Genomic DNA, 13,936 nt, shown 5'->3' on the forward strand with positions numbered 1-13,936 from the left:
ATTAGATTTTTTTTGAAAAAAACCAATAATAATTCCACTTATGCTTTAAATAAAGAAATCCCCGGGGAGGCCCGGGGATTTAATAATATTTAAGAATTAACTCTATTTTTTAATGAATTTAGATTTGAATTGCTCAATGCCTTTCTCATCTACTGTAATTACATATCCACCTTTAACTAAAGATGAAACATTAATTTTTCCATTATTAATATTTCCGCTATTTACTAATTGTCCAGCAGCACTGTAAATTTTATAAGTAGCTCTATCTGAAACTTTCGTTACATTTAAGAAATCAGTTGCAGGGTTTGGATAAATCTGAATACCATTATTTTTCACATTAGCTTCTGAAGTTGAAAGATTACTTGTAATCAAAACATTATAATCTTCTACCTCTCCATATCCAAAATTAACACCACAAAGGTAATCTGCAGGTAATGATAGTCCTACATTTACTCCACCAGTACCAGCACCTACATAAAACGCTACTACTCTCATTCTTACAGGCTCACCTTCAAAAGCAGTAGCCGGTACCGTAAATGATCCATTGATTACTGCTCCTGGCTGAGTTAATGTTACAGGATAGTTTAATATTCTTTCATTATCACTGAAAATACCATCTTTGTTATAATCAATGAAAGCAGCTACTGCATCATAATCCGCAGCATCAGGATTACCTACCTTTACAGAAATAGGATAAGTGTTTCCTTTTGTAAGGTTAACCTGAAGAGCTGTATTCGTTGTATAATTGGTATATACACTGTTTGATGAAGTGTTATTTAAATTAGCAAGTGTTACATTGGCAATATATTCAAAGGTATCTTCATTTGAAGCAGCTTCACAGTAAGAAATTGCTGGTGTCGTAAAGTTAACAGACGCAGAATAAGTTCCTACTGTAGAATCACACACGATAGCTACCTGAACTTCATACGTTAACCCATCTATTAAATTATCTATATTGATTGAAGGAACCGGCGTTGTAGCCTCTGTCCATACAGTTGTTCCTACTTTTCTATAACGCACTTTGTAAGTTGCACCAATATAAGACATCCAGGAAACGCTTGCAGAAGATACCGTTATATTACTTACTGTTACATTAGTAGGAGCATTGCTATTACATGCTGAAAGAGTCGTAAATGTAACTGGTCCAACCGCATAGAAAATATTTCCAATTGAAGTAATTCTAACTTTAATAGTCTGTCCGTTCAATGCAGCTGGGAACGTAAAGTTCTCAGTACCATCATTAGGAGTTGAAGCAGATAATAAATTCCAAGTTGCTCCATTATCAGTAGTGTAATCAATCTTTACGTTAGATACATTGTAAGGAGCACCGTTAGTATTTGCTACGATCCACTGAATCGGAGTTGGAGTATTAGCTGCAGCATATTGATTAGCCAATCTGAAAGGTCCGTTATCTCCTACAACAACAGATTGAACTTTGAAAGCTGATTGTTGCTGAGCTATATTAGGATTATTATCCCTTACCGTTACAGCGTAGTTTGTTGTTCTTGCTACCGTTGATACAGCTTCCCACGTATTGTTTGCATTGTTCAAGAACCCATTCATTACAGAAGTAAATTTCGGGAAATATCTTGTTGGGGATATACTTGGAGGGGCAGATCGGAATGACGCTCCTGTTTTTGTATTCCCCAAGTTAAATTTATCAATTGAAAGTGCTGCATCATCAACTTCTTCCCAAGAATAGGTTATTGGATCGTTTTCTGGATCGGTAGCTGAAGCTGTCAAAACAAAAGCTGTAGCCTTAGGAATATTAAATGTTGGAAGATCAGTAATTACTGGAGGATTATTTGTAATTGGAGTTTCTATATCACAAGTCTTTGCAATTAGGTTAGCTTGAACCTGTCCAATACTTGCTTTATGGAAATAAGGATCTGAATTAGGCTGAACATCTGTATCAGGACCTGTAATACCAGCATACCCCATAATAGTAGATCCTGAACCAGGCTCCATATTTACTCCACTTCCCTCAATATTATGAGAGAAAGTGTGATTACCTCCTAATTGGTGTCCCATTTCATGGGCAACATAATCTATATCAAAACTATCACCTTGTGGTTGGCCATTTCCTGGAGAAGTAAAACCTGATCCTTTAGCTTTAGAAGTACTGGATACAGGATTAACACATACACATCCTATACATCCTGCATTTCCTCCACCTCCTGAGGCTCCAAATAAATGTCCGATATCATAATTAGCATTTCCAACATTGGCTGTCAAAGTAGTCTGCAATTCTGTATTCCAAGCTCCGGCAACACCAGGTCCGGCAGCCGAATAAGGATCTGTAGCAGCGTTCGTATAAATTATACCCGGGAAGTTCTGTAAGTTTAAGTGTAAGGCAAAATCTTTTTCAAAGACACCGTTTACTCTAGTTAAAGTTGCATTCATCGCAACGAGTGCAGCAGCTTTCTTCTGATCATCGGTAGCAGTAGCCGGCAACCCTGCCTGAGTCGCAAAAAACTGAGTATATTCTCCTGTAACAGAAATTACCAATCTCATCGTTCTGTATTTCTTATCAGAACTTTTAGCAAAGTTTGTTGTCTGATTTGAGAATGACTGTCCTTTGGCTAACAGGGCGTTTATTTCCTGTTTAGCTGCAGGTGATTCCTCAGTAGAACATAAGAAACCGCTTTTATCTTTTGTCGATTTAGGGTGAACACCATATACTGTTCTATCACTAGAAAGCGGTTCAATAAATTCATACTTACCGCCATGAATCATCATCGATTGGAAATCATTAGCGCCAACACTAAATCTTAAATATTTAGTAGGATCCTCAACGCTTGTTCCCACATAAGATCCTAATTCATACTTATCCGCAAGTTCTTTTACAACTACCGGAAAACTATATACATTAAATCTTTCAATCTTCCCATTAATAGTAGGAAGAGAAATTACTACAGGGGTTGCATTTGCACCCATTTCCTGTGCATTCTTCAACTGAGATCTTAACAAATTCATATCTAATTTAAAGTAACCATTACTTTTAATATTAGATTGTTCTAGGTTAAGTCCAGTACTTCTTTTGTTATTGTCCGCTTTTTTTAATGAAGTTGGCGTCCATTGTCCAAACGCGGCTCCACTAATCAAAGTACACACTAAGGCAGTAAATACTCTTTTCATAAATTAAAACACAATTATAATTTTTGCCAAATATAGCTAATTTATACATTACACTTAATAAATACTTTAATATTTATTAACAAAATATACACATCCATCACATTCATTATAAAAAATACAAACTCCAGCATATACTGGAGTTTGTATTTTTTATAATGTAAAGATTAAGATTTTATATCTCTAAAACTTATATGCAATATTCCATGCAAATCCCATATTAAATTTAGAAGAACTTCTTCCAAACCCTGGAACAATCATCGGATAGATATCATCCTGCTTGGAAGTATATACTAAATATCTTGGTTGAAGATTAACGTCTATATAAAAATTGGATTCAAACAGCTGAACTCTTCCACCCAAAGTTCCTTCCAACCAAAAAGAAGACTGTGATGACGAAGGGAAAGCCTCGGATGAATTACTTCCACCAAATCCACGAACGGGAACAGACATATATTCCTGCTTATAGAATGATCCGGCAACTTTTCCTCCTACATAAAAACCGTTGAATTCATTTTCAGCATCTTTCGCAAGCATATAGAATCCTCCCAATTTAACAAAGGGACCATTTACTTTAGCATCGTATCCGTTCTTCTGATATATATTCTTCTCAAAACCTGCCTCTGCAACTGCATGAACATTTTCTTTAATTTTTGAAGAAATAAAACCCTGATAGAGCTTTCTGTCCGAAAAAAAGCCCATTCCGGTATTCAGAACATCAAGACCAACCATAAAATTGGGCTCATATTTAAAGTGTGTCTTCTTATTTTTATCTTCTCCTTTTTTGTCCTGTGCCCAGCTTATTATTCCTAAAAAACTAAAAAACAAGGTAAAGATTAGTCTTATCTTCATTCTCTATTTGATTTAACCCGTCTTCCACATTCTGAACAGGATTCGGAGTGATTAATTCTGATTTTAAATTCTCATAGTACTTTTTGATTCCACAGCCAGGAGATACATACGTAGATTTGGTTGTATATGATACTCTTACTTTGGATTCAGCTCCTTTATTAGTAAGTCTAAAGTATACATCTGTGTATGGAGACTCATCTACTCTTAAAGGAATAAGTCTTGAATCTATATTCCCCAGACCTCCCAACTGAACTTTTCCTGAACCATAATCCACTGCTACATATAAAGAGTCTATAGTAGTTGTCTTATCTGAACCTAATTTTTTAAAACTCACCCTCATTCTGGGAGTTCCTTCTCCGCTTTCACAAATATCATCATCCCCTCCACAAGAAAAGAGCATTCCTAAAAGGCAGGTAAGTATGAAAAATTTAAAATACTTCATCTGTATATTATTATTTTTTATCTAGTCAGATGGAACTGGCGATCTGAAATTCAAATTTAAATAAATTTATTTTTTCACCAACAATGCAATATTCTCCACGTGGTGTGTTTGCGGGAACATATCAACAGGTAATATTTTAACCAGAGTATAATGATCTTTCATTAAAGCAAGGTCTCTAGCCTGTGTTGCAGAATTACAGCTTACGTAAACAATTTTTTCCGGTGACAGTTTTAAAATCTGTTCTACTACTTTCTGATGCATTCCGTCTCTTGGAGGATCGGTAATCAACACATCAGCTTTTGGGTGATTTTCAAGGAACTCATCATTAAAGACGTTCTTCATATCTCCACAATAGAATGTTGTGTTGGTAAGCCCATTCAATTCAGCGTGTTCTATAGCAGCATCAATGGCTTCCTGCACAGCTTCAATTCCTATGACGTGTTTTGCATTTCTGGCTACATATTGGGCAATAGTTCCTGTTCCTGTATAAAGGTCATAAACAACTTCATCTCCTTTAAGATCAGCAAACTCTAATGTTTTTCTGTAAAGTTCTAAAGCCTGCTTGTAGTTGGTCTGGAAAAACGATTTTGGACCAATTTTAAATTTAAGTCCATCCATTTCTTCCATTAAATAACCATCACCGAAGTATACATTAATATCCAGATCATAAATTGAGTCATTAGGTTTTGGATTGATTGCGTATACCAATGTTTTGATCTGTGGGAATTTCTCCAACAGGAATTCAAAAAGTTTTTCTCTGTTTTCTTTTTCTTCTCTGTACAGTTGGAAAAGAACCATCCATTCCCCCTTAGAGTTCTGTCTCATCATCAGGGTTCTTAAAAACCCTTCATGATTTCTTACATCAAAAAAGTCTAATCCGTTATTAACGCTATATTCTTTTACCGCCAATCTTATTGAGTTGGAAGGATCTTCCTGAAGGAAACATTCTTTAAGATCTAAAATCTTGCTCCACATTCCTGGAATATGGAATCCTAAAGCGTCTTTACTTCCAAAATTTTCTTCTGAACTGATCTCATACTGAGTAAGCCATCTTGCATTGGAGAAAGAGAATTCCATCTTATTTCTATAAAAATACTGTTCTGCAGAACCTAAAATAGATACGGTTTCAAAGTCTTCAATACCACCAATTCTTTTAATATTGTTATATACTTCTTCCTGCTTAAAGTCTAGCTGTTTTTCATAGCTCATATTCTGCCATTTGCATCCTCCACAAGTTCCGAAGTGAACGCATTTAGCATCTACTCTGAACGGCGATTTTTCCAAAACATCTACCGCTTCTCCTTCATAATATTTGGATTTGGATTTTTTGACTTTAACATTAACAACATCTCCTGGAATTGCTCCCGAAACCAATACTGTTTTACCATCCTCCGTTTTACCAATGGCAACTCCTTTTGCTCCGGCTGTTAACAGTTTAATATTTTCAAGAATAATATTATTTTTCTTCTTTCTCATTCTACAAATTCTATTTTTCTAATACGGAAACCTATCGGTCCCATTTTGCAAAAATACAATAAAAAAAACCTTATCCGAGGATAAGGTTTCTATACTGTGTTAAAGTTTATTATTTTTTAGCCGGCTGCGGATTTGCTTGCTGCGGAGCCTGCTGTTGAGCAGAAGGGTCAGCAACTTGCAATTGTGGCTGGATCTGCTGCATAGTAGGTTCTACTTTTGGTGCTGAAAGCCCCGTAAGTTTATCCAAAATAGTTACCAGTTCTGGCTCCCCTAAGTTGACAAAAGATCTGCTGGCAATTTTACCATCTTTATCGATGATTACAAAACAAGGTAACTTAAATCCGTATACACCATATTTTTTAGCGATATCAGATTCCATTCCTTTTTCACCGTATACGTTTACACCCTGAACACCTTTTAGTAAAGAGTTGCTCGTTTTGATAAACTGATCTTTAGTATCGTCTACGTTTACAAATACAAAGTTCATTTTAGATTTATAGAAGTTGATAACTTCTTTTAGAACAGGTACTGTAGCTTCACCGATATAAGGGTTCCATGAAGCGTAGAAGAATAACATATAAGGTTTTCCTTTGTTTTCAGAAAGGTTATAAGCTTTCCCGTCTTGCTTTACTAAAGCTGCTTCCGGAGCTGCTTCTCCAATTTTAAGTCCTGTAATTGCCACCTGCATTTTTAACAGGTCACTTTTAATAGTAGCATCTTTGATATCTGAATCAATGATTTTTTTGATCTTATCAATATTTGCTCCTGTAGTTGTTGGGTGAATGTCTGCCTGAGCCATTACAAATGCTAAAAGATAATCTTTAGCTGTTTGTGATAAATCTTTCTGAGTTTTCAGGTACTGAGCAAACATTTCAGAAGTTGTGATTCCTGTTTTTCCTTTGCTATTTGCTTCTGCATATTTTTGGAAATCAGGAGTCATTTTCACAAGAAGATATTGTCTGTAAAGCGGGATTGATTTTACCATCGCCTCTTTATCGTTATCTAATTTTGCTTCATAGTCCTTAAAAGCTTTAGAAGCTTTGTAAGATGGGTTTCCAGACATTGGCCCGTGCGACATTTCATAGTTCGCAAGAAGGTTCAGAATTGTTACTTTAGCATCGTTTTTCTTCCACTCCAAAAGTCCTTTGCTTGGATTATTTTTCTGAGCAAGTTCATCAATATTTTTGTTGATATCTGCTTCAACTTTCTGCATTCCTTTTACAAAGGCAGCTTCGTCTCCGCTCATTAATGCTCCTAAGTTAACTTTGTTACCATATTCAGCTAAAAACTTCTGGCTTCCTGCAAGGAAATCATTGTTCTTTTTAGCATCTCCTGTAATAACAAACTCATTAGGGAAAGTCATTGCATTTCCAGAGATATTTACTTTTTGTCCTCCTTCAAGATAGATCAAATTCTGCTTGTTGGCATAGTTGATCACATACATACCATCTTTAGGAGCATCAAAGCTTCCTGAGAAATTTCCGTCTTTATCTAAACCTATATTAATCAAAGGCAGGGTTCCTACACCAGAAGCCTCCACAAATTCGATTCTTTCCAGTGGTGAACTTCCTGTAATTTTTCCTTTTACCTCTACTTTTTTTGAACAAGACATCACGAAAATCGCGATGATAAACAATAAAAGATATTTTTTCATTTCAATTTTAATATTATGCAAAAATAAGCTTTTTAGGGCTTCTTAATCCACAGTGGTTATTTTTTTTAAAAATTTTCTTATGACCTGTTAAAAGGGATGTTTTACCTATAATTTTCATCCGCTTTCCTTGATAAAATGTAGATAAAATATACATTGTACAAATCAACTACCCGCCAAATATATACTTATTAAATAAACAATACCAAAGCTTCTGAATAACTTAACAAATTTTAACAGGAAAAGAGTCTTCATCAAAAAATCGCCTCCGAAAATGAAGGCGATTTTTTATGTATTTGAATCAATTCTATCCTTGATCTACAAGAGCAGCCATATATTCTCTGTTCATTCTAGCGATGTTTTCAAGAGAAATTCCTTTAGGGCATTCCACTTCACAAGCACCTGTATTTGAACAGTTTCCGAATCCTTCTTCGTCCATAGCCTTCACCATGTTCAGAACTCTTCTCTTAGCTTCTACTCTACCTTGAGGAAGTAATGCGTACTGAGAAACTTTAGCTCCCACAAATAGCATTGCAGAACCGTTTTTACAAGTTGCTACACAAGCTCCACATCCGATACAGGCAGCAGCATCCATTGCTCTGTCCGCATCTTCTTTAGGAACCGGGATTGCATTTGCATCCAGTGTATTACCTGAAGTGTTCACAGAAATGAAACCTCCAGCTGCCATTACTCTGTCAAAAGCACTTCTGTCTACCATCAAATCTTTGATAACAGGGAAAGCGGCACTTCTCCAAGGTTCAATAACGATAGTCTCTCCATCTTTGAACATTCTCATGTGCAGCTGACAAGTTGTAATACCTGTATCCGGCCCGTGAGCTCTACCATTGATGTAAAGTGAACACATCCCGCAGATTCCTTCACGACAGTCGTGGTCGAAAGCGATAGGTTCTTTCCCTTCGTTAATTAAATTTTCGTTCAGAATATCCAACATCTCCAGGAATGAAGAATCAGTAGATACATCTGATATTTTATAAGTCTCAAACTGACCTTTAGATTTGTTGTTTTTTTGTCTCCAAATTTTCAGCGTAAGATGTAAGCCTTTTTTTGCACTCATAATTTTTTATTTATAGGTTGGAGATTATTTATTTTTTTCTGGTTTATCTGCATTTTCAAACTTCATATCTGAAGTAAGAAGTGCAATTTTATTAGAGTTTCTAGCTTTTAACTCCTTATATTTTTCCATTGCTTTTGCAATATTTTCAGACTTATCATCTTGTGATTTCTCGTATACTTTTTTAGTATCTCCTTTGATCACCTGATAGAAAAGTTTCTTATCTCTAAACTCTGTAGGTTTTAAAGGTTTAAGATTTACACCAGCAACAAAAGCTCCCATTTGGCCTTCTGCATTTATAACATATACAGCATTAGGCTCTAAGTTTGCTTCAACATAATCTCGGTTTTCTGCACCAGCCCAAAACAAATGCTCACCCGGTTCACACTCATAAACCAAATATTTTCCGCTTGAAATAGGTCCAAGAAAAATATCTTTATCGTACACTCTGAAATTAATCAACATCCCTGCCCCAGTTTTTAAAATATACACTAATGATTTCCCTTCAGCAGGTTTATCAATAGCCTGAGTTGTGATTTTCTGGGCAACAACAGTAGAGAATCCAAAGACAATTACAAAGAATAGTAGTAATTTTTTTAAATTCTTCATACTATTTATAACTTCTAGTTTTAACCTCGATGTTGTCATATATCAGCTCTTCTTTATGCAATACTTCTGTATTGATATTGTCTCCCTGATATTCCCAAGCTCCGACGTATTTGTAGTTTACGTCGTCTCTTTCCGCTTCACCATCCGGAGTTGAATGATCTTCACGGAAATGTCCACCACAAGATTCGTTTCTGTGTAGTGCATCGATAGCCATTAATTGTCCTAGTTCAAGGAAGTCTGCTACTCTGAATGCTTTTTCAAGCTCAGTGTTCATCCCTTCACCTTCACCAGGTACTTTTACATTTTTCCAGAAATCGTTTCTTACTTCTTCGATTTCTTTAATTGCTTCTTTTAATCCTTCAGGCGTTCTTCCCATCCCTACTTTGTTCCACATAATGTTTCCTAACTGCTTGTGGAAGTGGTCTACGGAATGAGTTCCTTTGTTATTCAAGAAGAATTCGATTTTTTCTTTAATTCCTTTTTCAGCTTCGTCGAAAGCTGGTGTGGTAGTAGGAATAGCTCCTGTTCTGATATCTGCAGAAAGGTAATCCGCAATCGTATAAGGAAGTACGAAATATCCGTCAGCAAGACCTTGCATCAATGCGGAAGCACCCAATCTGTTGGCACCGTGATCTGAGAAGTTTGCTTCACCAATTACGAAACATCCAGGGATTGTAGACTGAAGGTTATAATCAACCCATACCCCACCCATTGTGTAGTGAACCGCAGGATAAATCTTCATTGGAGTTTTGTAAGGATCATCAGCTGTAATTTTTTCGTACATTACGAATAAGTTACCGTATTTCTCCTCTACCCAGCTCTTACCTAGGTCATAGATCTGCTGATCTGTCGGGTTATGAATATGCTTTTCGATAGCGGCTTCTTTACCTTTCTTTATGATCTCTGTAGAGAAATCAAGGTAAACTCCTTCCTGAGTATCGTTATTTTCGATTCCGAATCCAGCGTCACATCTTTCCTTAGCTGCTCTTGAAGCAACGTCTCTAGGAACAAGGTTACCAAACGCAGGGTATCTTCTTTCTAAATAATAATCTCTATCTTCTTCTTTAATATTTTCTGGTCTTAATTTACCTTCTCTGATGGCTACTGAATCTTCATGTTTTTTAGGAACCCAGATTCTTCCGGAGTTTCTTAATGATTCAGACATCAAAGTCAGTTTAGACTGCTGTGTTCCGTGAACTGGAATACAAGTCGGGTGAATCTGTACATAGCAAGGGTTTGCGAAGTAAGCTCCTTTCTTGTGAATTTTCCACGCTGCAGAAACGTTAGATCCCATTGCGTTAGTAGAAAGGAAATACACGTTTCCATATCCTCCTGAAGCAATTACAACTGCGTGAGCAGAATGTCTTTCGATCTCTCCTGTAACAAGATTTCTAGCGATAATTCCTCTTGCTTTTCCATCGACAATTACAAGATCAAGCATTTCATGACGGTTATACATCTTGATTCTTCCTTTACCGATCTGACGGCTCATTGAAGAGTATGCTCCTAATAATAACTGCTGTCCTGTTTGTCCTTTTGCATAGAAAGTTCTTTTTACCTGAACCCCACCAAATGAACGGTTATCCAACTGACCACCGTAATCTCTACCGAAAGGAACTCCTTGAGAAACACACTGGTCAATAATATTTGCAGAAACTTCTGCTAATCTGTAAACGTTAGCCTCTCTTGCTCTATAGTCACCTCCTTTGATGGTGTCATAGAATAATCTGTAAGTAGAGTCACCGTCTCCCTGGTAATTCTTAGCTGCGTTGATCCCTCCCTGAGCTGCAATAGAGTGAGCTCTTCTTGGAGAATCCTGATAGCAGAATGCTTTAACGTTATATCCTTGCTCAGCCAATGTAGCTGCAGCAGAACCTCCTGCCAAACCTGTACCTACAACAATAATATCAATCTTATCTCTGTTGTTTGGTGCAACAAGGTTCATATGGTCTTTATGATTTTTCCACTTGTCTTTAAGAGGACCCGCCGGAATTCTTGAATCTAATTTACTCATACTAGTATATTGATATTATTGAGTTATAAAATGGTAAACTGCCACGATAACAAATCCTGCTGGAATAATGATTGAATACCACTTCCCGAAAGCTTTGATTACCGGTGTATATTTTGGATGTCTTGCTCCAATAGATTGGAATGAAGACTGGAATCCGTGAGCTAAGTGCAATCCTAATAAAACAAAAGAGATTACATACAAAGCCACTCTCCAAAGATCAGAGAACTTCTCATGAAGTTCCGGCCAGAAACGTTCTGAATTAGGAAGTTTCCCATCCACGTACTTGTAAGTAATTTCGTGGAACCAGAAATCATATAAGTGAAGCGCCAAGAAAGCCAACACAACGGCTCCTGAAATAATCATATTTCTGGACATCCATGAAGAGTTCACAGATGCGTTGTTCGCTGCATACTTTACCGGACGCGCTTTATTATTCTTGATCTCCAATACAAATCCCATCGCGAAATGGAAAATTACTGCAAAGCCAAGAATAGGCTGCATTAAGAACTGCACAAAAGGATTATAGCCCATAAAGTCAGATGCAGTATTGAAAGCATCCTTGTTTAGAACTGATAACAAATTGGTTGTCAAATGCAGTATAAGAAAAATCAGCAAAAACATAGCTGATAATGCCATAGCGTATTTTCTACCTATCGTAGAACTCGTTAAACCTGCCATATAAGTTTAAATTTGAATTTCCACAAAATTAAGAAAGTTTAACAATATCGAAAAGTGAGAAATCTCACAATTAGACAGTTTGTAATCTTTCTAAATAAGAGTTTAACACGTTATACATACAGGAAAATCATAAAAAGGAAAACCCTATTTTACATCATAAATCTGACCCTTGAAAACCGCTTTCTGAGCGGAGGATGGAAATGTTTTTATTTCGTAGAAGGCAACTCTTCTTGATGCACAATAAGGTTTAACGATAAACTGCAAAACTCTATCATGCTCTGCCATATCCGAAATCCAGAAACACGTTTTACTGCCATTTTTTATTGAAAAAATTTTCTTTTTACCAAAATCATGTAAAATAATTTCTTCTTTTTGGTTTTCAAAAGTGGTATAACCTGTTCTTATCATTAAAAATAACAACACGGTCACAGCAAATCTCATGGAGTTTCTAAAGTCAAATCTCAGAATAGCAAATCTTAAAAAGAAGATCACCATAAAAGCCAAAAACACCTCAACTATATTCATCGGTATATTCTCAAAATAGAAAATATCTGCTTCAGAAAACCAATGAATAACCTTCAACAAAATCTGGATAATATAATCATACACTTTGCTAATCCATATAAAATTGAAATCAACCGCTATGAGTGCTGTCAGCAAAAATGAAAAAACAATAATCACTTCAGAAAACGGAACAATAACAAAGTTGGCCACAATAGAAATGAATGAAAACTGATGGAAATAATAGAGAACCAACGGTAATGTAGCCAACTGGGCAGACAGCGAAATTGTAATAGTATTGAACAGAAGCTTTTTTAAATAATCATCCTGTCTTGGAAAATATTTTAACAGAGGCTGATTCAACCAAAATATTCCCAGAACTGCTATAAAGCTCAGTTGAAATCCTACATCAAATATCTGCTGTGTATCCATAATCAGTATTATTAATGCTGACAAAGCAAGGGAATGCAACAGATCCGGCTTTCTCTGAAGCAGCACAAATATAAAATAGGTACTGAGCATAATACAGGATCTCAATACCGAGTTTCCAAACCCAATAAATGCAGCAAATAGCCAAATAAATATCAAACTAAAAACTACGGTATAATATCTATACCGTAAAGGAACCCACCTCATCATCAAAAAGTAAAACATTCCGAAAATAACCACAATATGAGTTCCGGAAATTGCCAGAAAATGAACAAGACCGGACCTATTAAAATCCTTTACAGTATCAGCGTCCATACCCGTTCTGTCAGCCAGAATAATTCCTTTTAAAAATTCTTTGGTTGTTACTGACATTTCAGATTGATCAATTTTCTTAAGAACTTCCAATCTAAGCTGCCGAATCCTATCAGTCAAATCTAAATCATCCCGTTTTGTATATATAGGTTCACCAGAAACGTAAATCTGATATTGAATATTTTTACGGCGAAGATATCGGGCGTAATCAAACTGAAAGTTATATTGTGGAGGATAAGGTCTTGTCACAAAGGCTTCTGATTGGTAATAGTGTATAAAATCCAGTTCTTTGCTGGTTTTAGGCAGATACAAAATAGAATTAAAGTTCTGATCTCCCCATTCTGCTACTCCTTCATATTTTTTATATTTTGGTGATGAATTCAGCTTTTGAGTAATTCTGAAAACTACCGTCCCTTTTTCTTTTTTCAGATCACTTTCCGATGGAAGTATGGTAAAGAAATGAAGAATAATTCCTGCTCCAAAAAATACAAAACTCAGCAAAACCGCTTTTATCTTATGCAGAAAGTAAGAATGAAAAAATAACAGACTTCCCATTGCCACACTGATAAGTGCCACAAATAAAACTGAAATATTTGTGAGCAACATTTTATCCTGAAAGAAAATTCCCAAGATAAAGCAAAGGGTTACAATAAGAAGAGGTTGTTTATTCAATTTCAATCAATTACACTATTAAAGTAATCAATTAATCAATGTAAGAACAGCTCTGTAGTTATTGAATTGGTTTTATTTCGAGAAAAAAAGCGT

Annotated in this window: 10 protein-coding genes; all 10 read right to left on the reverse strand. The window is 35.9% G+C overall.

The genetic code is table 11. The features are described 5' to 3' along the window. Positions 1-102 precede the first annotated feature (102 nt). The gene (locus tag ACL9RH_RS22090) at positions 103-3,138 is read right to left on the reverse strand and encodes a reprolysin-like metallopeptidase (RefSeq protein ID WP_422695493.1); all 3,036 of its coding nucleotides are present in this window, start codon (positions 3,136-3,138) and stop codon (positions 103-105) included. Positions 3,139-3,318: 180 nt separating this feature from the next. Next, the gene (locus ACL9RH_RS22095) at positions 3,319-3,987 is read right to left on the reverse strand and encodes a DUF6048 family protein (protein ID WP_422695494.1); all 669 of its coding nucleotides are present in this window, start codon (positions 3,985-3,987) and stop codon (positions 3,319-3,321) included. Beyond that, the gene (locus tag ACL9RH_RS22100; protein WP_422695495.1) at positions 3,953-4,429 is read right to left on the reverse strand and encodes a DUF6452 family protein; all 477 of its coding nucleotides are present in this window, start codon (positions 4,427-4,429) and stop codon (positions 3,953-3,955) included. Before ACL9RH_RS22100 ends, ACL9RH_RS22095 begins: the two co-directional genes overlap by 35 nt. Positions 4,430-4,495: 66 nt before the next feature. Continuing rightward, entirely contained in the window at positions 4,496-5,905 is a 1,410-nt protein-coding gene (gene rlmD / locus ACL9RH_RS22105) for a 23S rRNA (uracil(1939)-C(5))-methyltransferase RlmD (protein ID WP_422695496.1), read from the reverse strand. Positions 5,906-6,014: 109 nt separating this feature from the next. Continuing rightward, complete coding sequence (locus ACL9RH_RS22110) at positions 6,015-7,559, reverse strand: TlpA family protein disulfide reductase (protein ID WP_422695497.1); 1,545 nt, start codon at positions 7,557-7,559, stop codon at positions 6,015-6,017. 304 nt (positions 7,560-7,863) lie between these two features. Beyond that, on the reverse strand, positions 7,864-8,631 hold the full coding sequence (locus ACL9RH_RS22115; RefSeq protein ID WP_047096265.1) for a succinate dehydrogenase/fumarate reductase iron-sulfur subunit: 768 nt from the start codon (positions 8,629-8,631) through the stop codon (positions 7,864-7,866). Positions 8,632-8,655: 24 nt separating this feature from the next. Beyond that, complete coding sequence (locus ACL9RH_RS22120) at positions 8,656-9,237, reverse strand: hypothetical protein (RefSeq protein WP_422695498.1); 582 nt, start codon at positions 9,235-9,237, stop codon at positions 8,656-8,658. A gap of 1 nt (position 9,238) precedes the next feature. Further along, a complete protein-coding gene (locus ACL9RH_RS22125; protein ID WP_422695499.1) occupies positions 9,239-11,251 on the reverse strand; it encodes a fumarate reductase/succinate dehydrogenase flavoprotein subunit in 2,013 nt (670 codons plus the stop codon). A 15-nt stretch (positions 11,252-11,266) separates the two neighbouring features. Beyond that, entirely contained in the window at positions 11,267-11,929 is a 663-nt protein-coding gene (locus tag ACL9RH_RS22130; protein ID WP_422695500.1) for a succinate dehydrogenase cytochrome b subunit, read from the reverse strand. Between the two features lie 144 nt (positions 11,930-12,073). Next, positions 12,074-13,843, reverse strand: a complete 1,770-nt coding sequence (locus ACL9RH_RS22135; protein ID WP_422695501.1) for a ComEC/Rec2 family competence protein — start codon at positions 13,841-13,843, stop codon at positions 12,074-12,076. Between the last annotated feature and the right edge of the window lie 93 nt (positions 13,844-13,936).

The organism is Chryseobacterium sp. Mn2064, assembly GCF_049319685.1.
Classification (GTDB): domain Bacteria; phylum Bacteroidota; class Bacteroidia; order Flavobacteriales; family Weeksellaceae; genus Chryseobacterium.